The sequence below is a fragment of the Polynucleobacter meluiroseus genome (genome assembly GCF_900205755.1).
Taxonomy (GTDB): domain Bacteria; phylum Pseudomonadota; class Gammaproteobacteria; order Burkholderiales; family Burkholderiaceae; genus Polynucleobacter; species Polynucleobacter meluiroseus.
Map to the genome: position 1 here is coordinate 165,782 of NZ_OANS01000004.1, position 23,700 is coordinate 189,481.

Here is a 23,700-nt window from a genome sequence, read left to right on the forward strand (position 1 = left end):
ATCCCGAAAGTTGACATCACTTCTAAATCTAAAAAATTTTGCTCCACTATACTTTTAGCATTCATGAAGCCCGTCATACTACCTTCCTCCAGCCCCTTACCAAGCGATTGGTTGGAAGTTTTAGAGTCCGCACCCTCACCAATCATTCTGGCAGAGTCCATTCTGGCTTGGGTTGAGCTGGATTTAGACGGTCAAATGCACTTCGCCAAAAGCCTACTTTTGCTGACCTCTCAAGGCTTATTTTGGACCGATAGTCAGCGTTTCGAGACCTGGCCAATTGATTCTGGAGCGCATTTAAGTCATGGTGATCATGCCGGCGTTGGGCATCTTAAGCTGGAGACTGCCGAAAAACTGCTGCGAATATGGTATTTCACGTTGGGAGTGAATCCTCAAGTTTTGCGCTTACAAAGTGCTTTTAAGCAAGTCGTGCGGGGCGATCAGTATCGAGCCGCCGCTGAGGAAGTCTCAGAATATGACAAGCAAGTTTGCCCAGTATGCTTAAGTCCCAAGCCCGCTAATTCAGAAGCATGTCCAACTTGCGATCCCGAAGATGATCGGCCACCCTCTACTTGGACTTTGTTCAAATTGTGGCGCTTTGCGAAGCCATATAAAAAAGAGCTCCTGCTAGGTTTTGTGTTGACGCTGTTATCGACTGGCGCTACGCTAATTCCACCATACCTCACCATGCCTTTAATGGATCATGTCTTAATTCCTTTTGAGCGTGGCGAACCCATTGATTTTAATTTAGCGTCGCAATATTTAATTGCGCTATTTGGCGCAGCCTTGATTGCTTGGGGTTTAGGTTGGTGGAAGACCTACCTACTGGCTTTAGTCAGTGAGCGTATTGGCGCTGACTTACGCAATACTACCTTTGAGCATTTACTTAAACTCTCATTGGAGTACTTTGGTGGTAAGCGTACAGGCGATTTGATTGCCCGTATCGGGGCTGAGACAGATCGTATTTGCGTGTTCCTCTCCTTGTACGCACTCGATTTTGCCACTGACGTTTTGATGATTACGATGACAGCCATCATTTTGGCATCGATAGATCCGTTACTGGCCTTAGTTACATTGGCACCGTTGCCCTTTATTGCTTGGATGATTCATGTGGTGCGCGACAAATTGCGCTTTGGCTTTGAGAAGATCGATCGCATTTGGTCTGAAGTGACTAATATCTTGGCAGATACGATTCCTGGTATTCGGGTGGTGAAGGCCTTCGCGCAGGAAGAGCGTGAGTTACAGCGTTTTGTGACTTCAAATAAACACAATCTACAAATCAATGATCGCGTGAATCGTGTTTGGGGATTGTTCTCACCCACAGTGACCTTGCTCACCGAAACGGGTCTCTTAGTGGTTTGGGGTTTTGGTATCTGGCAAGTCGCTCATCGCCATATTTCTGTGGGCGTGCTCATCGCTTTCCTTGCCTATATCGGCCGCTTCTATATTCGCTTAGATTCGATGAGTCGGATTGTGTCGCATACCCAAAAAGCTGCAGCTGGGGCAAAGCGTATCTTTGATATTTTGGATCACGTCTCGAGCGTGCCTGAGCCCATGAATCCAGCACCCTTAGTTGATGTAAAAGGCCGCATTACCTTGCGCGATGTGGGTTTCCGGTATGGCAATCGTGCGGTTACCAAGGGAATTGATTTGGATATCGCCCCCGGTGAAATGGTGGGTTTAGTAGGGCATAGCGGTTCCGGCAAAAGTACCTTGGTGAACTTAATCTGTCGTTTCTATGACGTGAGTTCAGGCTCGATTGCACTCGATGGTCGAGATATTCGGAGCATTGGCATTGCAGACTATCGCAAACGCATTGGTTTAGTTTTACAAGAACCCTTTTTGTTCTTCGGCACGATTGCCGAGAATATTGCTTACGGCAAATCCGATGCGACGCGCGCAGAAATCGTTGAAGCAGCCCGCGCAGCCCACGCTCATGAATTTATTCTTCGCCTGCCACTGGGTTACGACTCCTTAGTAGGTGAGCGCGGTCAATCACTTTCTGGTGGTGAACGTCAACGGATTTCGATTGCACGTGCTTTGTTGATTAACCCCAGTATTTTGATCTTAGATGAGGCAACCTCCTCAGTAGACACCACCACTGAAAAAGAAATCCAGCGCGCCTTAGATAACCTAGTCAAAGGTAGGACAACGATTGCCATCGCCCACCGCCTCTCCACTTTAAGAAAAGCCGACCGCTTAGTGGTGCTGGATAAGGGCGAGATTGTCGAGATGGGCTCACACGATGCCTTAATGGCAGCAGAGGGCGCGTATTACACGCTCTACCAAGCGCAACTCCGTCACGCCGCAGAATTGGTGGAGGGTGGCGCCATTGGTGAGACTTTAGAAGAGCAGGATGCAGAACGAAGTGAAGGGCGTGTAGAAGTAGCCGCTAAAGTTATTGGGGGTGAAATATGACCTTGCATCACGGAGATATCGAAACTTCTTATCAAAAGCCACATCAACTCGAGCGCGACGCCTTAGGTCGTTTGGTATTTATTGATGAGTATGGTCATAAGCATGTTGGCGCGTATCCAGTCAAAGCCTTTCCGATTACAGCGCCAGGTGAGGGCATTTCATTAATGGATTCCTCTGGAAAGGAGCTGTGCTTCTTTGAAGATCCAGCGCAGATTCCGACAAATGAACTTGAGCTCATTCAAGAGGAATTAGCTACACGTGAATTTATGCCTGTGATTGAGAAAATTACCAAGGTATCGACTTTTGCTACCCCCAGCGTTTGGGACCTAGAGACCGATCGGGGTCCCACCCGTATTCGTCTCAAGGCAGAAGACGACATTCGGCGCATTGCGGGCAATACGCTATTAATTGCTGACTCTAATGGCTTGCAGTTCTTAATCAAGGACTCGACTAAACTGGATAAATTGAGTCGGAAACTGCTGGATCGTTTCCGTTAAAATAAGAATCTAGTTTCAGTAGTTCACCCAATAGTTCTTATCGCCGCTTTAGCTCAGTTGGTAGAGCAGTTCATTCGTAATGAAAAGGTCGCCAGTTCGATTCCGGCAAGCGGCACCACCAGCGTCATTAAATAAATTGAATGACGTATTGGGTATAGATATCTTTGCGCTCATTTTTTAATAAGGGAATTATCTAATGCGTCGTCTTCTCTCAGCTGGGCTATTGGCAATGAGCATTGCCCTTGCTACCCCATCATTTGCACAGAAATCCATTCTTGTCTCATCGACTACGTCTACTGAGCAATCTGGGTTATTTGGTTTTATCTTGCCAATCTATAAAAGTAAGTCTGGAGTTGAGGTCAAAGTTGTCGCAGTGGGCACAGGGCAGGCCTTGGATATTGGCCGACGTGGCGATGCAGATGTAGTGTTTGTTCATGACAAGGTTGGTGAGATGAAATTCTTGGAAGAGGGTTATTCAACCAAGCGATACGATGTGATGTACAACGACTTTGTATTGATTGGACCAAAATCTGACCCAGCAAAAATTGCGGGTGGTAAGGACATCAAAGTGGCCTTGCAAAAAATTGGTAATGCAAAAACTACTTTTGTTTCTAGGGGGGATAAAAGTGGTACCCATGCAGCAGAGTTGCGTTACTGGAAAGATGCTGGCATAGATCCTAATAAAGACATGAGTTGGTATAAGGACACTGGTAGCGGAATGGGTCCGGCATTAAATACCGCCTCAGCCATGAACGCATACATTTTGGCAGACCGTGGCACCTGGCTTTCTTTTAAGAATCGAGGCGATCTAGAAATTTTGGTTGAGGGCGATCCAAAGTTATTCAATCAATATGGCGTGATGCTAGTAAACCCTGAAAAATTTCCTCAAGTAAAAGCCAAAGAAGGGCAGGCATTTATTGACTGGTTAATTTCCAGGGACGGACAAGAGGTGATTGCCCTGTACAAGATTGATGGCAAGCAACTCTTTTTTCCGAATGCTAAGAAATAAATGATGGGGATATCCATTCACGACCATGATGGTCTGTGAGGGGGCTAAGCAACGGTTGCGAATGGGTATTGAGCAAGCCATCAAGCTCGGTCATATATCAATAGAAGTGATCTTTGATTTAGAATCACGCCATTTTATAAATACATTAAAGCCATCTCAATTTTTTGGTTTGATTAAAAAGTACTTCAATAATGCAATACTCCAACGAGATTTTCTTTGCCATTGCCGCCCTTATGATGTGGGGTCTGGCCGTTGGTTCATATCCCTTAATTCAGGCAAGAACCATTACAAAGCCCGAGGGCTTTTGGTATGCAGGGCTCCTTTTAGAGGCGGCTAGCTTCACCTTCTTTGCTAGCGCCTCAATCATTCATTTAAAACTGCTTACATTAGCGAACATTTCTCTTCTTGCTGGTTATATCTACTTAGCAACCTACCTACGATCACTCAGTCAGCCCGTTTCGCGACAATTCCAGTGGATAGTCTTGCTCGCCTTATTGATTATTGGGTTGAGTTTCGAATCTTTGCTGCAGTTTGGGTCATTTATGCAAAGGGTAGGCTTTGTCATTGCAATTGCCGATTTATGTCTTGCTTGGCAATTATGGGAACTGAGGCGCTTGCATAAGTCGGGTATTGGGCTGCCCGTATTTTTGATCATCACCATCATTGCGCAATTTATATTAGCTACAGCGAGATCAATCGTGTTGATCTATGTTGATCCGCCATCTACTTTCCATATTTATCAAGAGCCCCCATTCACTGTGGCCGTGAGATGGGCTTGGTTTGCCTTCATGATTCTTTCTTATGTCGCCATGATTGGATATAGGATAAACAGGCTTAGCGCTCAGCGTCTGCAAACTCAGTTAGAGAATAATCGCTTGAAGGTAGAGTTGGCTCATCAAAGGGCTAATCAAATAGAATCACAACTACTTGCTTCCCTCAATGCACTTGCCAAGGCCAGAGACAATGAAACGGGCAATCACATTATTCGCACGCAAAATTACGTCAAAAATCTTGCCCTAGGATTAAGAAAGCTGGGGCATTACACAGATGAATTAAGTGATGAAGCGATTGCGCTTTTGTTCAAAGCCGCACCCCTGCACGACATTGGAAAAGTCGGTATTCCTGACAACATCTTACTCAAGCAAGGACGCTTAAATGCCGAGGAGTGGGAGATTATGAAAACCCATGCCAGCATTGGCGAAACCGTTCTGACAACGGTTGAGCATGAGCTTGATGGAAATGAGGGGGTCATTATTAAAGCCTCCAAAATTGCAGGCGGTCACCATGAAAAGTGGGATGGCACTGGATACCCTAGAGGCTTAAAAGGTACGGACATTCCCTTACCAGCACGCATCATGGCACTGGCAGATGTATATGACGCATTAGTCAGTGAGCGGATCTATAAAGCAGGATGGAGCCATGAGGATGCCATGAACGAGATAGTCTCCAAGAAAGGGAGTCACTTTGACCCCTTAGTGGTGGATGCGTTTGTTCTCGAGGCGGATAGCTTTTTGGCGATCTCGCGGCAATATGAGGATAGTTAATTACGCTATCAATTTATAGATAGCCACTACCTCAACTACATACAGTTTTTACTTACCTATTTGCGAGTGCCAAAATCTGGTCCAGCGTGACATAGCCACGACCTTCGCTATCAATATAGCTAAAGTGCTCCGCCACTCTGGGCATGCCTGCCTTGGCTTCAACTAAGGTGAGCTTGCCATCATGATTTTTATCGGCAGCTTTAAATCTAGCAACTATTTCCTGATCTTTTGCGCTCATGTTGGCTTGGGCATGAACAGCGTTGACCGCGCCTAAGCTGATGAGTAGCAAGGCAACCATTGTTGCCCGCTTAATCAATTGACTCGTCATGATGTTGTTCATCCCAAATGATTCTCAGTGTTAATGTCTGGCTGAAAGTACCAGCGCTTCGCGCACTGCTTTTTTAGCCATATCAGTAAAAGACTCTACCGAACCAGAGCCGGTTCTGAAAGATTCGCCCTGAATGGTAATTAAGCCTTCCCCTAAAATTTGTCCAGTTTGACTGTCCGTAATTTTGCTTTCAATAATCAGGGCAGGGGTTTTGGCGTTCACTCCAGCAGCATAGGCAGCTGCATTCGCTGCTAAGCCAATTGGCGTGAAATTCCAAGGCTGCAAACTGTTTGCAGACATTTCTGCACCAGTAATACCGACGGATACTTTGGCAACACCAGGACCCGGCTTTTGAACAATGGTGATGTTGCTTTTGCTATTCACAGCCTGAACCATGGAGGCCTGCAAAGTTTGTTTCACTTGAGCCAAGGTTTCAGCTGGCACGCGTTGAGTAGCTGTTTGATTTAAGTAGACTGGATCCAAGATGACGCCAGTGTATTTATCAGGATTAACCGTGGCATCACGATAGCGCCATACCTTGGTATCTGCGGAACTGTTTGCTACTGGTTGAAGTAATTTGTAGTTTGGTAAAAAACCCGACTCTGGCATCGGCTCAGTTAAGTATTTAGAGGTGTTGCTACAAGCGGCAATCAGAAGTGCTGCAGGAATAAATAGACTAAGGATGAGGATGTGACGGCGGTTCATAAAAACTCCTTGTAAGGTACTGCATTTGAGCAAGCCCATCCCCTAGAATTACAAGCTAGAGCGGCACATGAGTGTTTTAAAGTAAGCGGCAATTTGGTTGTTGCTCAGATCTTAGCATGCAAATATTGGCCTTTAATGACCAATTTTCTCTTATTGGGTCAAGTGGGTTGACTTATTTTGGTTTAAAAAATATGGCAAACTATTTCTATGAACCTCATTGAAATCATACAAACCGTTAGTAATATTTTGGATGCCCTCGGTGTGGCAATTGTTTCTTTGGGTGTGTTCTGGGGTCTCTTCGGGTTTCTGAGGGATATGGCTCAAAAGAAGCCAATAGATGAGCTTTACAAGACGTTCCGTAATCAGATCATCCGAGCACTCTTGCTTGGCCTGGAAATATTGGTAGCAAGCGATATCATTCGTACCGTTGCCATCAGTCCGACCTTGATGAGTGTGGCCATCTTAGGTGCCATCATTACCTTAAGGTGTTTCTTGAGTTGGTCTTTGACGCTAGAGGCAACAGGCCGTTGGCCTTGGCAAAAGTCGTAGATTGTGCTATTGAAAGTCAATTGGCCCGAGCCTTAGCTGGCTTGAGTCATGCAGCTGTAAGCCAGAGTTAGTAATATACTGGTTTACCCTCTCAGTCAATTCTTGAATATGCCCTGTTTGAAAAAACACTTATTAAGCCTAGTTATTTGCGGCATGCTTATTGCATTGCTGGCCCCAATGACTGCGCATGCTGTCCTGCAGGATGAGATTCAGGTCTATGACGATGAAATCAATGCCAAGGGTGAGCAGAGCCTGGAATTGCACGTAAACACCACTCCGCGGGGCGTGCAGACCCCCAGTTATCCAGGCGAGATGATGACTAACAATGCTACGCGTATCACGCCAGAGTACGCGTACGGCCTTGGCGATAAGCTGGAAGCGGGTTTTTATATCAACTCCGTGGTCAGCAATAACAATTGGAACTATGCGGGCGCTAAAGTACGCCTCAAATATCTCCCTTTCAATGAAGAGGAGGGGGATTATTTCTTTGGCGGCTTGAACGTCGAGCTCTCTAATACCCTGCCTCAGTATGAGCAGTCCCGATACAATGCCGAGGCGCGTTTTATTATTGGTAAGCACGTAGGTAAATGGTTGTTTGTTGTTAATCCTATCTTCGACCAGCCACTTTCGCAGCCCTATGTCCATCAAGGTCCTGATTTCAATACCGCCATTCGGGTTTCTCGTGAAGTGGCGCCAGATTGGTCTGTGGGCACGGAGTTTTACTCAAATTACAATCAAATTGGCTCTGGACCCATCTCCTATCCAAATACCCAGCAACTGGGATTCTTGAAGGTTTACTGCGACGCGGGGCCAATTCCTTTTCAAGCGGGCATTGGCAAAGGCTTTACCAACAGCAGCGACTCCCTAACCTTAATGGCTATTATTTCCATCCCCTTGCCACAGTTTTAAGATAATTATTATTTAAAACAAGTAGTTAGTAAAAAATGAAGTCATTTTTCTAGTCATCTAGAGCAAGCTGTCCAAGACTCTGCAAGGCAATCGTATTAGGGTTATACTCTAGGTACTAACCCTTAAGGAGATCCAAATGGCTCAATTAATTAACAAATTCAACCAACTGTTTACTACAACTAAGACAGCTTCCGAGCAACGTGTACGCCACTATGATTTTGATGGTGCTTACCGCGGAATGTAATTCTGTCTCAGGCAAATTGAAAACCACCTTCGGGTGGTTTTTTTTCGTCTTCAATTTGCCCGCAAGCCAATAAGCAATTGCATGTTTTAAAACAATAGAGGATTTTTTATGACCAAAGGCACGAGGGTAATCACTAGTGATACAAATGGAAATAATTGATTAGTGTCAAGTGCTTGCAAGAAAATCTGTTCAAAAATAATGCATCAAATGTAGATGCGCATTTTGGTAACAAATTAATTTGAAATATTAGGAGATTAGAGATGGGTAGCGAACAAAATTCAGGGCCATTTGGAGGTCGATGGTTTCAACTTCTAATCGGCATCATCTGTATGTCGATGATTGCAAATTTGCAATACGGTTGGACTCTATTCGTCAATCCAATCGATGCTAAATTTGGTTGGGGCCGCGCTGCAATTCAAGTTGCCTTCACTATTTTCGTATTGACAGAGACTTGGTTGGTGCCAATCGAGGGATACCTAGTTGATAAGTTTGGTCCTCGCCCAGTAGTATTTTGCGGCGGTATCTTATGCGGTATTGGTTGGATGCTCAATTCCCAAGCTGACACATTAGCTATGCTCTATTTTGCTGCGGCAGTAAGCGGTGTTGGTGCTGGTGCTGTTTATGGTACTTGCGTAGGTAATGCGCTCAAGTGGTTCCCAGACCGTCGCGGTTTGGCTGCTGGCTTAACCGCTGCAGGCTTTGGCGCTGGTTCCGCTTTAACCGTAATTCCAATTGCAAACATGATTGCAAACCAAGGCTATCAAGAGACTTTCTGGTTCTTTGGTATTGGTCAAGGCGCTATCGTTGTGATTTTGAGCTTGTTGCTGGTAAAGCCGATTCAAAGTGTCATCACTACAGTCAAGGCTCAAGTTGCTCAAACCCGTAAAGATTTCCGCCCAATGGAAATGGTTAAGCAGCCCGTGTTTTGGATTATGTATTTGATGTTCGTGATGGTTGCAGCTGGTGGTTTGATGGCTACTGCACAGTTAGGCCCAATTGCCAAAGACTTTCAAGTGGCAGGCGTAACAGTAAGCCTCATGGGATTAGCTTTACCTGCTTTGACTTTTGCATTAACAATCGACCGCGTTCTTAACGGTTTAACCCGTCCTTTCTTTGGTTGGGTATCCGATAAGATTGGCCGCGAACAAACCATGACCTTATGTTTTGCTTTCGAGTGTTTCGGTATTCTCGGTCTCTACTACCTTGGACGTGATCCAATCATGTTCGTGTTGTTGACTGGTTTGGTATTCTTCGCTTGGGGTGAAATCTATAGCTTGTTTCCATCGACTAGTGCCGATACATTTGGTACCAAGTTTGCGGCTGGTAATGCAGGCTTGCTCTACACCGCTAAAGGTACGGCCGCATTGTTGGTTCCGCTCTCTAGCGTGTTGGTCGCCACAACTGGTGGTTGGGAGGCAGTATTTTGGGTAGCCAGCTTCCTTAACGGTACTGCAGCTATTTTGGCGTGGTTTGTATTGCGCCCAATGCGCCGCAAACTGATTGAGCGCTCCGCATCGATGTAATTCCTGGTTAGTATTGCCAACAAGGAAAGGGCTCGTAAGAGCCCTTTTTTTCATGTTCGTGAAGTTTAAGCAGCCCCCACTAGCTCGCATAAACTTAAGGCAAGTAAGGTCAATACTGATTGATAATGATATGTAACGCGAAGGTAGTGAATGAAATTCAATTTACGGGGGCAGTAATGACAAGACGAAATAAGTTTGGATTATGCGGTTTATTTTTAATGGGTTTTGCGCTGGCAGTCCAAGCCCATGATGCCAAAGTGGGCTACATCGAAATTGAGCACGCTTACACGCGCGCAACCGTACCTGGCCAGCAAGTGGCGGCGGGGTATATGAAGATTGAAAATCGCGGCGCTGCCGATCAACTGATTTCTGCAAGCTCTCCTGCTGCCGGTGAAGTGCAACTCCACGAAATGAGTATGGAAGGCAATGTCATGAAGATGCGTCAGCTCAAAGACATCCCTTTGCCTGCTGGATCCGTAGTTGAACTCAAGCCCGGTGGTTTTCATTTAATGCTCATGAATTTGAAGGCACCTCTTGGTACCGGCGAGACCGTAGCAGTCAAACTCAAGTTTGCTAAGGCTGGTGAGGTGGAGGTTAAGCTCCCGGTAAGTGCAATGGGCGGCCAAGGCGGTCACGGCATGCGGCATTAAGGAGTGTTATGCAGTAAAATTATTAATTAGTAGTCGTAAAAAAGCCCCTCAATCTCGCGACTAAGGGGCTTTGCTTTTTGATGCGAACTGCTTGGAAGGTTTACTCCAAATTTAAATCCGTCACCGCGCCTTTGCTGGCACTGCTTGCAAGGTAAGCGTACTTAGCCAATAGACCGCGGGTATAGCGCGGCTTAGGTTGCTTCCAGTTAGCCCGACGTTTTGCAATTTCTTCATCGCTCACATTGAGCTGAATTAAGAGCGTGTGCGCATCGATGGTGACTGAGTCGCCTTCTTCAATCAAAGCAATCACGCCACCAACATAAGCTTCGGGCGCTACGTGACCCACCACCATGCCCCACGTACCACCAGAGAAGCGGCCGTCGGTGATCAAGCCTACTGTCTCGCCAAGACCTTGACCGACCAAGGCAGAGGTTGGAGCAAGCATCTCCCGCATTCCAGGGCCACCCTTAGGGCCTTCATAACGAATCACCATGACGTCGCCGTCTGTAATCTTTTGCGCCATGATGGCGGCCATCGCTTCGTCTTCTGAATTAAATACACGCGCTGGTCCAGTAATGGAAGGATTCTTTAATCCGGTAATTTTGGCAACGCAACCTTCAGGAGAAATATTACCCTTCAGAATCGCTAAGTGACCTTGCTTGTAAATAGGGTTATCCAAAGTGCGAATGACCTTTTGATCGGCGCGAGGTACTGAAGGTACATCTTTCAATACTTCAGCAATAGTCTTGCCAGTAATGGTCATGCAATCGCCGTGCAATAGTCCACCGTCGAGCAAAATCTTCATCACTTGCGGAATGCCGCCAGCCAGGTGCAAGTCGGTTGCTAAGTATGCGCCTGAGGGTTTCATATCCGCGATGACTGGCACGCGTTTACGAATGCGTTCGAAATCATCAATGGTCCAGTCAATTTCAGCAGCGCTAGTAATAGCGAGGAAGTGTAAGACCGCGTTAGTAGAACCGCCGACTGCCATGATTACGCTGACCGCATTCTCAATGGATTTTTTGGTGATGATATCGCGTGGACGCAGATTGTTTTTAATCGCCTCGACTAAAACAATCGCGGAGTCATGCGCACTCCTTACTTTTTCTTCATCTACGTTGGACATCGTGGATGAGTAGGGTAGGCTCATGCCTAAGGCCTCAAAAGAGGAGCTCATGGTGTTGGCGGTATACATTCCGCCGCAGGAACCACTTCCGGGGCAGGCATTTTCTTCCACACCCTTGAGGTCTTGAGCGTTCATTCTGCCGGAGGTGAATTCACCAACGGCTTCGAAGGCGGAAACAATATTCAGCTCTTTACCTTTGAAATGACCAGGCTTAATCGTGCCGCCATAAACATAGATACTGGGGACGTTGGTGCGAGCCATCGCCATCATGCCGCCGGGCATATTTTTATCGCAACCACCAATGACTACCACGCCGTCTTGCCACAAGCCATTGACGCAGGTCTCGATACTATCGGCAATAACTTCACGGGAGACGAGGGAATATTTCATACCTTCGGTACCCATGCCAATTCCGTCGGAAACCGTTGGCGTGCCGAAAGTCTGCGCCTTAGCACCAGCCCCTTCAAGGGCGGTGACCACTGCATCAGCTAATTTTTGCAAACCGCTATTGCAAGGCGTAATCGTAGAGTGGCCATTAGCCACCCCAACCATAGGCTTTACAAAGTCCTTCTCTTCATATCCCATCGCGTAATACATCGAGCGATTTGGAGCACGTGCGACTCCCTCAGTAACATTACGCGAGCGTTCATTAAGTCGTTTCATACGGATAGTGACTCCAAAAAAAGTTCTAAAACCTCTATTGTGCCGTGAGACGGCTTATCGGTGCGGAGATTTGGGCGAGCCTGGCTAGAAACTAGATATTGCGGTGCAATATCTAACTTCCTCATAATGAATTATCCCTAAGGCTATCAGTACTTCCCGACTATTGCCCTTTTATTTTTCCGGAATTAATATCAGTCACAATTAGTACATATCAGCCAGTTAAATTAACTTTCATGAAAAAAATGACCACGCTGCCAGAAATCAAACCAGAAGCGTTCCGCAACGCGCGCGAATCTCTTGGTATGAATGTTAAAGAACTAGCAGTTAAAGCGTGCTTGTCAGTTCGCCAAATAGAGCAAATTGAAAATGGCGGCCAGGCTTCTTATTACAACCCTCAAATTAAACTAACTGCGGCTAGGAAAGTGGCCAGCCTGTTGGGTATGAAAGAGAATGACGCTTTTGATTTCGGCATCGATACGCCGACAAAAGAAGTTTCTATTGAAGCGGCGCTTAACAAACCTGTACCAGTAGCAACCGCAACTTCTAAACCAGTCACGCAAATTATTGCTGAAGAATCTTTTGAGCTTGAATCCTTAGGTAGCTCCGGCCCTTTGGGTAAACCTAAGCAACCATCGCAAAAGCAATTGCTCATTTGGCTTGGTCTCATAGTCGCTACCGTTTTTGCCCTGATGAATCTACGCCCACTATTTTTTGGTAACAAGCCAGAAGAAACTCAAGTGGCAAAAGAAGAAATCACCGCGCCTGCATCAAGCGTTCCAGAACCTGTGGCGGAGACAGCAACTACGGCGGCGAACACAGAAGCACCAGCAAGCTTAGTTTCGGGAGTGAATGCTGCTGCAACTGCGACAGCCCCAGCCCCAGCCCTATCCCCTATCAGTACTGCAAGTGCTGAGACCACTGGCAATTGTCCTGCTGAGAGTCAAAGCCCAGTGAGCTATACGCCAGAGAATCCACGCAAGACAGGAGAGAAGGTGTATTTCCAGGCTAAAGCAAAACAAGTGGTTTGTGTGGTTGATGCTACTGGCAAAAGGCAAGTTAAGACTTTAGAGCCAGGCGTTGGCATCTCTTTTTATGGTCAGCCACCCTTCAAAGTTCTGACAGAGGGACTGGCTCAGGGGGATATCTACTTCCAAGGTTACAAAGTCAAACTCAGTGACTTAGAAGCGAAAACCTTAGTATTAAAACCTGCGGAAATTCAAGCTTCTAATTGAGGATTGATTCGAAGTAATCAGATCTTGAGTAATGAGTCGGACTTACACTGCGGAGTCGTTTGTTTCACCAGTCCGAATGCGAACAGCTTGTTCGACAGCGGTGACAAAAATCTTGCCATCGCCAATTTTGCCCGTGCGGGCTGCTTTAGTAACCGCATCAATCACCGCTTCAACTCGATCTGAAGCCACTACCACTTCGACTTTGATCTTGGGTAAAAAATCTACGACGTATTCTGCACCGCGATAGAGTTCGGTATGCCCTTTTTGGCGACCAAAGCCTTTGACCTCGGTTACCGTGAGCCCGGTTACGCCAAGCTCTCCTAAAGCCTCGCGAACTTCGTCAAGCTTGAACGGTTTAATGATGGCGGTGATGAGCTTCATAAGTTTCCCTAAATTCAATAATCAATTTGTATTGCCTAGGATAGTGCCTTATATCAAGAATGCAAGCAATAGCATTGCAACTGGGATTTACGCCCTAAATTGAGAAGTAATGGGGTAGCGCCAGTCGCGACCGAAGGCACGGGTAGTTACCCTAACGCCAGGAGGTGCTTGGCGGCGCTTGTATTCATTCAGCTTAATTAGGCGGGTCACTTTTTCGACGCTCTCCGCGTCTAATCCCGCAGCGATCATTTGCGCAATCGATTGGTTTTGCTCCATGTAACGCTCCACGATATTGTCGAGTACGTCATAGGAGGGTAAGTGATCTTGATCAGTTTGCTCGTGGCGTAGTTCCGCCGATGGGGCGCGGGTGAGAATGCGTTCAGGAATGACTTGTGAAATCGTGTTGCGGTAGTGACAGAGTCGGTAAACCAGCGTCTTGGCAATGTCCTTAATCACGGCAAAACCACCTGCCATATCACCGTAGAGTGTGCAGTAACCAACTGCCATTTCGCTCTTATTGCCTGTAGTGAGTACCAAGCGACCCGTTTTATTGGATAGCGCCATTAATAAAGTGCCACGCACGCGTGCTTGAATATTTTCTTCAGTAGCGTCTTGCTCTAAGCATTTAAATTGCTCTGCTAAAGCCAGTTCCAGAGCATCTACCGGACCACTAATAGGGATTTCATCGTATTGAACTTGCATACGGTTGGCCATTTCGCGGGCATCTACCCAAGAGATATCGGCGGTATAGCGTGAAGCCATCATGACAGTGCGCACGCGCTCCGCACCTAAAGCATCTACCGCAATTGCCAGCACTAGCGCGGAATCTACTCCACCAGACAAGCCAATGATGACGCCGGGAAAACGATTCTTCTGCACGTAGTCCCGAACACCAAGCACTAAGGCTTGGTAGGCTTGCGCTTCTACACTCAGGCTAGGAGTAGTGACTCCTGAGATTAAATCTCCAGAGGAATTCAGGCTTACTAGGCCAAGCCCGATTTCAAACTGGGGCATTGACATCACCAGCTTACCTTGCGCATTTAACGCAAAAGAACCACCATCAAATACGAGTTCATCTTGACCGCCAACCGCATTCACATAAATCAACGGCATTGACGTTTGGGCAACCTGTTGATGAAGCACATCAATGCGCAGAACATCTTTCTGTAAATGAAAGGGGGATGCATTGATCACCAACAGTACTTGTGCACCGGCAGCGTGCGCCTGTTTGGCTGGCTCAGCATGCCAAGCATCTTCGCAAATGATTAAGCCAAAATGCGTGCCTGCGCTCTCAAACACGCAAGCTTGTGAACCAGGCGTGAAATAACGTACCTCATCAAAAACCTCGTGATTAGGTAGCTCTTGCTTGGCGTAGGCGGCAATGATTGCGCCATTCTGAATCACAGACGCAGCATTTTGTAAGCCCTGTGCCGATCGCTTGGGATGGCCAACAATCACTGTTAGGCTAGGGAATTGCTTGAGTTGAGTGACTAATGCGTTTAGCTGAGTTTCAGTAGCGTCTATAAAAGCAGGGCGCAATAACAAGTCTTCTGGAGGGTAGCCAGTGAGGGACAGCTCTGGAGTAAGCAGAAGCTTTGCACCTTGCGCATGCGCCTGTACAGCCGCTTGAAAAATTAGCTCAGCGTTGCCGGGCAAATCACCCAGAAGTGGGTTGATTTGCGCCAAGGCGATGGTTTGTGGGTTCACTTCCAATGAGAAGCCCCACGCCCGTCCAAATGCAAAGAACTATTGTGCTGACTTGGCATAGCCCTCAATGCCATTGAGGATTTCTTGATGGGCAGCGGGAATATCGCCCCAACCGGTAACCTTAACCCATTTGCCCTTTTCGAGATCTTTATAGTGCTCAAAAAAGTGTTGGATTTGATTGAGGGTTAAGACACTCAAGTCTTCTAAGGTTTGGATCTTTGAGTACAGCGGCAAAATTTTGTCTTCTGGCACCGCCAATAATTTGGCATCTTGTCCGCCTTCATCTTCCATTTGCAAAATGCCAATGGCGCGGCAGCTTACTACTACACCAGGAATCAGTGGAAATGGAGTCATGACCAAAACATCTACTGGATCACCATCACCTGCAATCGTTTGCGGAATGTAGCCATAGTTACATGGATAGTGCATTGCTGTGCCCATAAAGCGATCGACGAAAATGGCGCCGCTTTCTTTATCAACTTCATATTTGATGGGATCCGCATTCATGGGGATTTCGATGATGACGTTAAAAATTTCAGGAATTTTTTTACCTGGTTTTACTTTGTCTAAACTCATACTTACTCCGGATAGTGATTGATGCGACTAATTAAAAAACGAATAATAAAAAATAATTTAAAGGAATAACAAAACTTTATTCCAAAGTTTCCAAGTAACGCTGCGCATCGAGGGCAGCCATACAACCGGTGCCGGCACTCGTGATGGCTTGGCGATAAATATGGTCTTGCACATCGCCTGCTGCAAAGACGCCGGGAATGTTGGTAGCAGTGGCATTACCCTCTAAGCCAGAGTGGGTCTTGATATAGCCGTTTTGCATATCCAGTTGCCCAATAAATAAATCGGTATTGGGTTTATGGCCAATGGCAATAAATGCACCCGTAACCGCGATGTCTTCAGTCTTGCCATCAGCATGCCGGATTCGTACTCCTGTGACGCCTTTGTCATCCCCTAGGACTTCATCGAGGGTGGCATTCATTTTGAGCTCTACTTTACCTTCAGCCACTTTTGCCATCAGTCGATCGTTCAAAATCGGTTCAGCGCGGAACTTATCGCGCCGGTGAATGACAGTAACCTTTTTGGCAATGCCTGTAAGGTAGAGCGCCTCTTCCACAGCTGTGTTACCGCCACCCACTACGCAAACATCTTGGTTACGGTAAAAAAAGCCATCACAAGTAGCGCAACCAGAAACCCCGCGCCCCATGAATGCCTCTTCGCTGGGCAGTCCTAGGTACTGTGCAGACGCTCCAGTAGAGATGATTAAGGCATCACAGGTATAGGTTCCTGAGTCGCCGACTAGACGAATTGGCGTCTCTGTAAGAGCCGCAGTGTGAATATGGTCAAAGATAATGTCGGTATTAAAGCGTTGAGCGTGCTTCAAAAACCGCTCCATAAGCTCTGGACCCTGAACGCCATCGGGGTCGGCCGGCCAGTTTTCCACATCGGTGGTGGTCATTAATTGACCGCCTTGGGCAATCCCAGTGACCAAAGTGGGCTGCAAATTAGCCCGCGCCGCGTAGACGGCGGCAGTATAGCCAGCGGGACCAGACCCGAGAATCAGAACTTTGCTGTGTTTGAAGTTATTTGTAGTCATTGCCTGATTATAGATTTGCTTGTTTACAATCGGGGGAACATGCCTAGAACTGTATATCCGAAGTCTAAAGCTACCCAAAACAGCCCATTACCCGAGAACCACGGGCAAGGGCGAATGCCCCGTCTTCTTCTAGAGGCACGCTGGTTTATCTCCTGCGGGCTTTGCCTGGGCCTATTGGCCATCTTAATCAGCTATTCCAAGGCTGATCCGGCTTGGTCGCATGCCAGTTTTGAGACCCCCAAGAACCTCGGTGGCCGGTTTGGGGCTTATGCAGCGGATTTACTACTCTATATATTTGGAATTTCCGCATTTTGGTGGATCGTGTTATTCGGTCGCAGAGTCTTGCACGGCTGGCGCGAGCTTTGGAGCATTCCTTTGCCCCCCGACCCAGAGGCTAAGCCTGACTCTTTAGTAGTGCGTTGCCTGGGCTTTGGCCTGACTTTATTTTGCAGTATGGGTCTTGAATCCACTCGTTTGCATTCTTTAACTTGGGAACTACCACGCCCCCCTGGTGGCATTTTGGGCGAACTCATTGGCGATCCCCTGCAAATGTCCTTAGGCTTCACGGGCTCTACGATCGTGCTTTTGTTTGGCCTTTGCGCCGGTTTGTCTTTGTTCTTACACTTTTCATGGCTCGATATTGCAGAAAAACTGGGCCGTTTTCTTGAGGCAAGCGTTCAGCGTTTGCGTGAACGCCGTGATAGTGAGGCTGATCGCAAGTTGGGTGAAGTGGCCGCGGAAGAGCGTGAAGAGTTTGTGGAGGAGTTTCGGGGTCGGGTTGAGATCGCCAAGCCAGTCCCGATTGTGAGAGCACCGGTTGAAATACCCAAGAGTGCCCGGGTAGAGCGAGAAAAACAGCAACCCCTGTTTATCGACATCCCTGATTCAGAATTACCCCCTTTAGCGCTCCTCGATCCTGTTCCTGCCGCTCAAGAAACTATCTCCGCAGATGTATTGGAATTCACCTCACGCTTGATTGAGCGCAAGTTGGCTGAGTTCAACGTGGAAGTGAAGGTCATCGCAGCGTATCCAGGGCCGGTAGTGACGCGCTATGAGATTGAGCCTGCGGTTGGGGTGAAGGGTAGCCAGATTGTCAATCTCTCCCGTGATTTAGCGCGCTCCCTCGGGGTGGTGAGTATGCGGGTGGTGGAGACTATTCCTGGCAAAACCTGCATGGCTTTGGAATTGCCCAATCCCAAGCGTCAGTCGGTGTATCTCTCAGAGATTTTGACCTCGCAGGTTTATAACGACAACCATTCTTTATTGACACTGGCCTTAGGTAAAGATATTTCCGGCAGCCCAATGGTGGCCGATTTAGCCAAGATGCCACATTGCCTTGTGGCGGGTACTACCGGTGCAGGTAAGTCGGTGGGTATTAATGCCATGATTTTATCGATCTTGTTTAAGGCGAAGGCGGATGAAGTGCGTCTCATCATGATCGACCCCAAGATGCTGGAAATGGCAATGTACGACAAGATTCCGCATTTGTTGTGTCCTGTTGTGACAGACATGAAGCAGGCCTATAACGCGCTTAATTGGGCGGTTAATGAGATGGAGCGGCGCTACAAACTGATGAGTAAGTTTGGCGTGCGCAATCTTGCAGGCTTTAATAAGAAGATTTTGGAAGCCGAAGAGAAGGGTGAAAAACTCACCAACCCATTTAGCTTAACGCCAGATGATCCCGAGCCAATTTATAAGGCTCCCGTGATTGTCATTGTGATTGATGAGTTGGCAGACCTCATGATGGTCTCCGGTAAGAAGATTGAAGAGTTAATCGCGAGAATTGCGCAAAAGGCGCGCGCTGCAGGTATCCATTTGGTATTAGCAACACAACGCCCTAGTGTTGATGTGATTACTGGCTTGATCAAGGCGAACGTACCAACCCGAATTTCTTTTCAGGTCAGTAGCAAAATTGATAGTCGCACCATCCTTGATCAACAGGGCGCGGAAGCCCTCTTAGGAATGGGTGACATGCTCTATATGGCCCCTGGAACAGGTTTGCCAGTGCGGGTGCATGGGGCCTTTGTTTCAGACGATGAAGTACATCGTGTGGTGGAGTGGTTAAAAGAAAAGGGCGAAGCCAATTACATTGATGGCGTCCTTGAAGGTGCTGATGAGTCCACTATGGATGCACTTACCGGTGAGGGCGGCGGTGAAGCCGACCCCCTATACGATCAAGCAGTCGCCATTGTGCTGGAAAACAAGCGACCCTCTATCTCTCTGGTCCAACGCCATCTGCGCATTGGTTATAACCGCGCCGCCCGCTTACTCGAAGATATGGAAAAAGCCGGACTCGTATCCAAAATGGGTAACGGCGGTAATCGTGAAATTTTGCATCGTCCTTCAGAGTAAACCTTATATTTTGACTACACTTTTATCCGTTCTTGCGTTCAGCCTGACTTGTTTATTCTCAGCAAATAGCGTGCTAGCAGACACCCCCAGTGGCGTTGAGCAATTGCGGGAATTCGTGCGGACATCTAAGACGGCTGAAGGAGAGTTTGTGCAACAACAACTGCGCGCTCCCAAAGCGAATGAGCCGCAAGATAAAGGTCTGAAAGTCATTCGCCAAACACAGGGTATTTTTATCTTCCAACGTCCGGGCCGTTTTGTTTGGGACACCCAAAAGCCTTACGAGCAAAAACTCATTGCGGATGGCAAGCAACTCATTTTGTGGGACAAGGATCTCAATCAGGCGACTTTTAGACCTGCTGGCCAAGCCTTAGCCACAACTCCTGCGGCAATTTTATTTGGCGAGACTTCACTAGAGCAGCATTTTGATCTAGTGGAAGGTGAAGAGCGCCTCAATATGAAATGGGTGAACTTAGCGCCAAAGAAAGTTCCCAATGCCAAGAATGGCAATAACTTGCCTTACACTAAAATCTCTGTTGGCATGTTGAACGGACTGCCGCGCGCACTTGAACTCACCGATGGCTTGGGCAGCGTGGTCTTGGTAACGCTCGATAAGATCCAACTCAATATTAGTTTGCCTGCTAACCGCTTTACCTTTGACCCACCTGCTGGGGCCGAAGTGTTACGCCTTAAATAAGCTTTATTACATACCTCATTACATACCTACGAGCAAAGAGCATCAATGATTGATCCCCAATTACTCCGTAAAGATATTGCCGCAGTAGAGGCTCGCTTAGCGACGCGCAAGTTCGCCTTGGACGTAGATAAGTTCAACGCATTAGAGTCCGAGCGCAAGACATTGCAAACCCGTACTGAAGAGTTTCAGGCTAAACGTAATCAATTGGCCAAAGCCGTTGGTATGAAAAAAGGGAAGGGTGAAGACGCCTCCGCAGAAATGGCAGAAGCCAGTCAAATTAATTTGGACCTTGAAGCGGGCGCAGCACGTTTAGCCAACCTGCAAATGGAGATTGCAGATTTTCTAATGGGAATCCCGAATCTGCCTGACGAGCTGGTTCCGGTTGGCAAAGACGAAGCAGAAAATCAAGAAGTAAAGCGCTGGGGTGACTTACCCCAGTTTGATTTTGACATTAAGGACCACGTAGATTTAGGTGAACCTCTAGGCCTTAATTTTGAGATGGGTACTAAGATTAGCGGGTCACGCTTTGCGGTACTGAAAGGCCCAATCGCCCGCCTGCATCGTGCATTGGCTCAGTTCATGCTCGATACGCATACCCTTGAGCATGGCTATGAAGAGGTCTACACGCCGTATTTAGTCAATGCTGCTTCTATGCGTGGCACTGGTCAGTTGCCCAAGTTTGAGGAAGATCTCTTCAAGGTGCCACGTCATATCGGTGGCGAAGGTGATGACGGTGAGGCAAAGACAGAGAACTTTTATCTCATACCAACGGCAGAAGTCCCTGTCACCAATTTGGTGAGAGACGAAATTGTCAATGCAGATCAGTTGCCAATGAAGTTGGTGGCTCACACGCCTTGTTTCCGTTCTGAAGCCGGTAGTTATGGGCGCGATGTGCGGGGCATGATACGTCAGCACCAATTCGACAAAGTGGAGTTGGTACAAATCGTCAAGCCGGAAGATTCCATGCAAGCGCTTGAAGAATTAACAAGTCATGCGGAGAAAATTCTGGAACTGCTTGAGTTGCCATACAGAAAAGTGTTGCTCTGCACGGGTGATATGGGTTTTGGTAGCGCTAAGACGTATGACTTAGAGGTTTGGATTCCATCTCAGAGTACCTATCGTGAAATCAGCTCCTGTTCCAGTATGGGCGACTTTCAGGCAAGAAGAATGCAGGCCCGATTTAAAGCAGGACAAGGCAAACCTGAGCTACTTCATACCCTCAATGGTTCAGGCTTAGCCGTAGGTAGGGCATTGGTTGCCTTGCTGGAGAACCACCAACAGGCAGACGGCAGCATCTCGATCCCGCGCGCCTTACAAGCCTATTTGGGTGGGCAACAGGTTCTAAAAGCAAGCCAATAGTCTTAAGAGGCTAAAGCAAAAGAGCGCACGTAAGGCCTCAAAGCTATAATCAGCGTTCGGTTCGGAGAGGTGGCAGAGTGGTCGAATGTACCTGACTCGAAATCAGGCGTACTGTCAAAGGTACCGTGGGTTCGAATCCCACCCTCTCCGCCAAATACTGAACTGACCTGATTTTTAGTACCACTCCAGAAGAGAGGATTTTTGATAATCTTCACCTTAAAGGAGTGCTAAATATGGCAAAAGGCCAACGTCTTAAACCCGAACAAATCGTCACCTTATTGCGTCAAATCGATGTTTTAACCACCAATGGCAAAACCTTAGCTCAAGCTTGTAAAGAAGTGGGAACGGTTGAGCAAAGCTACTATCGCTGGCGCAAGATCTATGGTGGTATGAAGGTCGATCAGGCAAAGAAGTACAAAGATCTGGAACTGGAAAATACCCGGCTTAAGAAGCTCGTAGCGGACTTATCACTACGAGAGGTGATGCTCAAGGAAGTCATTAAGGGAAACTTCTAAGCTTACGACCAGCGGAAGTCCCTTCAGGGACTAGGCGTAAAAATGCAGCGCAGCTGCTCATGGACCAGCATTCTATCTCTGAGCGGACTGCCTGCAGTTTAGTGGGGCTATCCAGAGCAGCTTATCGCTATATGCCACTGCCTAAAGATGACGAAGAGCCCCTTAGAGCCGAAGTCATCCGCATGGCCAGCACCTATGGCCGGTATGGCTATCGATTTATTGCTGGGATGATGCGTAATAGCGGCTGGGGACAAGCGACTACTGCAAAGGTCGCTCGCATCTGGCGGCAAGAAGGCCTAAAGATCCCACAAAAGCAAGCTCCTAGAGGCAGACTCTGGTTTAACGATGGCAGTTGCATGAGGCTAAGAGCTACTGCCCCCAATCATGTTTGGAGTTACGATTTTGTCTTTATTAGAGATGCCTATGGGGGCAAGATCCGCATGCTCACGATGATTGATGAATACACCCGAAAGTGCCTAACGATCCACTGCGCTAGAAGGATTGGATCGGTCCAAGTGATTGAACAACTGGCAAACGCCATGATGATCCATGGTATCCCGCAATATATTCGATCGGACAATGGCCCAGAATTTATTGCTAAAGAGCTGCGGAGTTGGTTATCTGGTATTGGAGTGAAAACCGCTTACATTGAACCAGGGAGCCCTTGGGAGAATGGCTTTTGTGAAAGCTTTAACGGCACCTTTAGAGACAATCTTTTGGATGGGGAGATCTTCTATAGCTTAAAAGAAGCCCAGATCATCGTGGGGGAGTGGGTTAAGCATTACAACCATGTCAGGCCGCATAGCGCTTTAGGTTACAGACCACCAGCACCCCAAACCCAAGTACCCCAAATAATACAAAATCAACCCATGTTGCTGCAATGATTTACTATAGAAAAACTCTCTTTGGTAGTGGACCTAAATTGACAGCAGTTCAGGACTATCGGAGCTATGGTATTGACCAATCTCATGGCTTACCTGCGCTACAAATAGAGCTTGGCACCGTGCTGCCTAATCATTTTTATGTGGGTATGTTTAATTCTAATGTGACATCCGGGGCGGGTTTTCCAGGGGGAAGCCTTGAAACCGATCTCTTTGTGGGCTGGTTCCATGAGGTGAATGATTACCATATTAATGCCGGTGTTTATGGCACGATCTACCCGGGCAGCAATGTGCAGAACTACGTTTCATCTCCCATTTATCCCAGCATTACCAGCGGCATGGTGCACAACGGCGACGTCTTTGTTGCCGTAAGAAAAGGCCCCATTACGATCCAAGAAAATCTCACCTTTACCAACTTCAGTAGTTATAAAAGCCCAACAGGTGCGACGACGGCGGGCTCGAGCTACACCAACATTACAGGCGCGTTTCCCATGTCCACATGGACGTGGGCTAACGGGGGTTGGAGTCTGATGGCGCATACGGGTTACCAGTTCTTCAATCACTATTCCGCTGGCAGCTATTTTGATTGGCAGCTTGGAATTTCCAAGCAAATTGATCGTACTTGGTCAGTGAATTTGTCTTACATACAGACTAATGCGCGGGGCAATTGCAATGTGGCCGCCACTAGTGCGCAGCCTTATTGCTATGCAAAATATCAGAACGCCAATGGAACTGGAACTGGATCCAATATCAATGCAGGGGGTCCTACGGCAGTCTTAAGTATTACTGCCACTAATTTTTAAACAAG

General features: G+C 47.4%; 21 protein-coding genes and 2 tRNA genes. 16 read left to right on the forward strand and 7 right to left on the reverse strand.

The window, feature by feature from the left end; all coding sequences use genetic code 11:
* Positions 1-63 precede the first annotated feature (63 nt).
* From CP950_RS08135 to CP950_RS08155, 5 genes are all read left to right on the forward strand, one after another.
* The gene (locus CP950_RS08135; protein ID WP_096674215.1) at positions 64-2,415 is read left to right on the forward strand and encodes a cyanophycin metabolism-associated ABC transporter; all 2,352 of its coding nucleotides are present in this window, start codon (positions 64-66) and stop codon (positions 2,413-2,415) included.
* Positions 2,412-2,912: a cyanophycin metabolism-associated DUF1854 family protein gene (locus CP950_RS08140; RefSeq protein ID WP_096674217.1), complete on the forward strand. Its 501-nt coding sequence runs from the start codon at positions 2,412-2,414 to the stop codon at positions 2,910-2,912. Before CP950_RS08135 ends, CP950_RS08140 begins: the two co-directional genes overlap by 4 nt.
* A gap of 42 nt (positions 2,913-2,954) precedes the next feature.
* A tRNA-Thr gene (locus CP950_RS08145) sits at positions 2,955-3,030 on the forward strand.
* Positions 3,031-3,108: 78 nt separating this feature from the next.
* Positions 3,109-3,921 carry an ABC transporter substrate-binding protein gene (locus CP950_RS08150; protein ID WP_096674219.1) on the forward strand — a complete coding sequence of 271 codons (813 nt, stop codon included), beginning with the start codon at positions 3,109-3,111 and terminating at the stop codon, positions 3,919-3,921.
* A gap of 191 nt (positions 3,922-4,112) precedes the next feature.
* On the forward strand, positions 4,113-5,465 hold the full coding sequence (locus CP950_RS08155) for an HD-GYP domain-containing protein (RefSeq protein WP_096674221.1): 1,353 nt from the start codon (positions 4,113-4,115) through the stop codon (positions 5,463-5,465).
* A 52-nt stretch (positions 5,466-5,517) separates the two neighbouring features.
* Here CP950_RS08155 and CP950_RS08160 read toward each other — a convergent pair whose 3' ends face one another.
* Both CP950_RS08160 and CP950_RS08165 read right to left on the reverse strand, forming a co-directional pair.
* Positions 5,518-5,793, reverse strand: coding sequence for an EF-hand domain-containing protein (locus CP950_RS08160; protein WP_243391957.1), 276 nt, complete (start codon positions 5,791-5,793; stop codon positions 5,518-5,520).
* A gap of 30 nt (positions 5,794-5,823) precedes the next feature.
* Positions 5,824-6,498, reverse strand: a complete 675-nt coding sequence (locus CP950_RS08165) for a DUF3313 domain-containing protein (RefSeq protein ID WP_096674464.1) — start codon at positions 6,496-6,498, stop codon at positions 5,824-5,826.
* A 207-nt stretch (positions 6,499-6,705) separates the two neighbouring features.
* Between CP950_RS08165 and CP950_RS08170 the strand changes: the two genes are divergently transcribed.
* The 4 genes from CP950_RS08170 (at position 6,706) to CP950_RS08185 (ending at position 10,373) form a co-directional block, all read left to right on the forward strand.
* On the forward strand, positions 6,706-7,047 hold the full coding sequence (locus tag CP950_RS08170) for a DUF1622 domain-containing protein (protein ID WP_096674223.1): 342 nt from the start codon (positions 6,706-6,708) through the stop codon (positions 7,045-7,047).
* A gap of 153 nt (positions 7,048-7,200) precedes the next feature.
* The gene (locus CP950_RS08175) at positions 7,201-7,956 is read left to right on the forward strand and encodes a hypothetical protein (protein WP_096674225.1); all 756 of its coding nucleotides are present in this window, start codon (positions 7,201-7,203) and stop codon (positions 7,954-7,956) included.
* A 504-nt stretch (positions 7,957-8,460) separates the two neighbouring features.
* Positions 8,461-9,723, forward strand: coding sequence for an oxalate/formate MFS antiporter (oxlT, locus tag CP950_RS08180; protein WP_096674227.1), 1,263 nt, complete (start codon positions 8,461-8,463; stop codon positions 9,721-9,723).
* Between the two features lie 176 nt (positions 9,724-9,899).
* Positions 9,900-10,373 carry a copper chaperone PCu(A)C gene (locus tag CP950_RS08185; RefSeq protein ID WP_096674466.1) on the forward strand — a complete coding sequence of 158 codons (474 nt, stop codon included), beginning with the start codon at positions 9,900-9,902 and terminating at the stop codon, positions 10,371-10,373.
* A gap of 100 nt (positions 10,374-10,473) precedes the next feature.
* Here the strand turns inward: CP950_RS08185 and ilvD are convergent, their stop codons facing one another.
* Positions 10,474-12,162, reverse strand: coding sequence for a dihydroxy-acid dehydratase (gene ilvD, locus CP950_RS08190; protein WP_096674229.1), 1,689 nt, complete (start codon positions 12,160-12,162; stop codon positions 10,474-10,476).
* A 233-nt stretch (positions 12,163-12,395) separates the two neighbouring features.
* Here ilvD and CP950_RS08195 point away from each other — a divergent pair, with 233 nt between their 5' ends.
* On the forward strand, positions 12,396-13,394 hold the full coding sequence (locus CP950_RS08195; RefSeq protein ID WP_096674231.1) for a helix-turn-helix domain-containing protein: 999 nt from the start codon (positions 12,396-12,398) through the stop codon (positions 13,392-13,394).
* A gap of 42 nt (positions 13,395-13,436) precedes the next feature.
* Here CP950_RS08195 and CP950_RS08200 read toward each other — a convergent pair whose 3' ends face one another.
* The 4 genes from CP950_RS08200 to trxB form a co-directional block, all read right to left on the reverse strand.
* The gene (locus tag CP950_RS08200) at positions 13,437-13,775 is read right to left on the reverse strand and encodes a P-II family nitrogen regulator (RefSeq protein ID WP_096674233.1); all 339 of its coding nucleotides are present in this window, start codon (positions 13,773-13,775) and stop codon (positions 13,437-13,439) included.
* 87 nt (positions 13,776-13,862) lie between these two features.
* A complete protein-coding gene (locus CP950_RS08205; protein ID WP_096674468.1) occupies positions 13,863-15,482 on the reverse strand; it encodes an NAD+ synthase in 1,620 nt (539 codons plus the stop codon).
* A gap of 39 nt (positions 15,483-15,521) precedes the next feature.
* Positions 15,522-16,058 (reverse strand): inorganic diphosphatase, encoded by a 537-nt coding sequence (ppa, locus tag CP950_RS08210; RefSeq protein ID WP_096674235.1) that lies wholly within the window; start codon positions 16,056-16,058, stop codon positions 15,522-15,524.
* A 76-nt stretch (positions 16,059-16,134) separates the two neighbouring features.
* Positions 16,135-17,091, reverse strand: coding sequence for a thioredoxin-disulfide reductase (gene trxB, locus CP950_RS08215; protein ID WP_096674237.1), 957 nt, complete (start codon positions 17,089-17,091; stop codon positions 16,135-16,137).
* A 39-nt stretch (positions 17,092-17,130) separates the two neighbouring features.
* Here trxB and CP950_RS08220 point away from each other — a divergent pair, with 39 nt between their 5' ends.
* From CP950_RS08220 to CP950_RS08245, 6 genes are all read left to right on the forward strand, one after another.
* A complete protein-coding gene (locus CP950_RS08220; RefSeq protein ID WP_096674239.1) occupies positions 17,131-19,443 on the forward strand; it encodes a DNA translocase FtsK in 2,313 nt (770 codons plus the stop codon).
* Entirely contained in the window at positions 19,415-20,137 is a 723-nt protein-coding gene (gene lolA / locus CP950_RS08225; protein ID WP_473225134.1) for an outer membrane lipoprotein periplasmic chaperone LolA, read from the forward strand. Before CP950_RS08220 ends, lolA begins: the two co-directional genes overlap by 29 nt.
* A gap of 45 nt (positions 20,138-20,182) precedes the next feature.
* Complete coding sequence (gene serS, locus CP950_RS08230; protein WP_096674241.1) at positions 20,183-21,496, forward strand: serine--tRNA ligase; 1,314 nt, start codon at positions 20,183-20,185, stop codon at positions 21,494-21,496.
* A 63-nt stretch (positions 21,497-21,559) separates the two neighbouring features.
* Positions 21,560-21,649, forward strand: a tRNA-Ser gene (locus tag CP950_RS08235).
* Positions 21,650-21,729: 80 nt separating this feature from the next.
* Positions 21,730-22,895, forward strand: a protein-coding gene (locus CP950_RS08240; protein WP_096674243.1) for an IS3 family transposase whose coding sequence is annotated in 2 segments (ribosomal slippage) — positions 21,730-21,997 and positions 21,997-22,895 — 1,167 coding nt in all. Because the reading frame shifts where the segments join, the coding sequence is not laid out codon by codon here.
* Positions 22,896-22,933: 38 nt separating this feature from the next.
* Positions 22,934-23,695, forward strand: a complete 762-nt coding sequence (locus tag CP950_RS08245; protein ID WP_165766434.1) for a TorF family putative porin — start codon at positions 22,934-22,936, stop codon at positions 23,693-23,695.
* The last annotated feature ends 5 nt before the right edge of the window (positions 23,696-23,700 follow it).

What these genes read in the sequence shown, in the direction of transcription:
- CP950_RS08155 (WP_096674221.1), top strand. Translation starts at nt 4,113, where the DNA reads ATGCAATACTCCAACGAGATTTTCTTTGCCATTGCCGCCCTTATGATG.
- CP950_RS08140 (WP_096674217.1), top strand. Translation starts at nt 2,412, where the DNA reads ATGACCTTGCATCACGGAGATATCGAAACTTCTTATCAAAAGCCACAT.
- CP950_RS08135 (WP_096674215.1), top strand. Translation starts at nt 64, where the DNA reads ATGAAGCCCGTCATACTACCTTCCTCCAGCCCCTTACCAAGCGATTGG.
- oxlT (WP_096674227.1), top strand. Translation starts at nt 8,461, where the DNA reads ATGGGTAGCGAACAAAATTCAGGGCCATTTGGAGGTCGATGGTTTCAA.
- CP950_RS08220 (WP_096674239.1), top strand. Translation starts at nt 17,131, where the DNA reads ATGCCTAGAACTGTATATCCGAAGTCTAAAGCTACCCAAAACAGCCCA.
- CP950_RS08165 (WP_096674464.1), bottom strand. Translation starts at nt 6,498, where the DNA reads ATGAACCGCCGTCACATCCTCATCCTTAGTCTATTTATTCCTGCAGCA.
- CP950_RS08175 (WP_096674225.1), top strand. Translation starts at nt 7,201, where the DNA reads ATGCTTATTGCATTGCTGGCCCCAATGACTGCGCATGCTGTCCTGCAG.
- trxB (WP_096674237.1), bottom strand. Translation starts at nt 17,091, where the DNA reads ATGACTACAAATAACTTCAAACACAGCAAAGTTCTGATTCTCGGGTCT.
- CP950_RS08150 (WP_096674219.1), top strand. Translation starts at nt 3,109, where the DNA reads ATGCGTCGTCTTCTCTCAGCTGGGCTATTGGCAATGAGCATTGCCCTT.
- serS (WP_096674241.1), top strand. Translation starts at nt 20,183, where the DNA reads ATGATTGATCCCCAATTACTCCGTAAAGATATTGCCGCAGTAGAGGCT.
- CP950_RS08170 (WP_096674223.1), top strand. Translation starts at nt 6,706, where the DNA reads ATGAACCTCATTGAAATCATACAAACCGTTAGTAATATTTTGGATGCC.
- CP950_RS08160 (WP_243391957.1), bottom strand. Translation starts at nt 5,793, where the DNA reads ATGACGAGTCAATTGATTAAGCGGGCAACAATGGTTGCCTTGCTACTC.
- CP950_RS08200 (WP_096674233.1), bottom strand. Translation starts at nt 13,775, where the DNA reads ATGAAGCTCATCACCGCCATCATTAAACCGTTCAAGCTTGACGAAGTT.
- CP950_RS08195 (WP_096674231.1), top strand. Translation starts at nt 12,396, where the DNA reads ATGAAAAAAATGACCACGCTGCCAGAAATCAAACCAGAAGCGTTCCGC.
- ilvD (WP_096674229.1), bottom strand. Translation starts at nt 12,162, where the DNA reads ATGAAACGACTTAATGAACGCTCGCGTAATGTTACTGAGGGAGTCGCA.
- ppa (WP_096674235.1), bottom strand. Translation starts at nt 16,058, where the DNA reads ATGAGTTTAGACAAAGTAAAACCAGGTAAAAAAATTCCTGAAATTTTT.
- CP950_RS08185 (WP_096674466.1), top strand. Translation starts at nt 9,900, where the DNA reads ATGACAAGACGAAATAAGTTTGGATTATGCGGTTTATTTTTAATGGGT.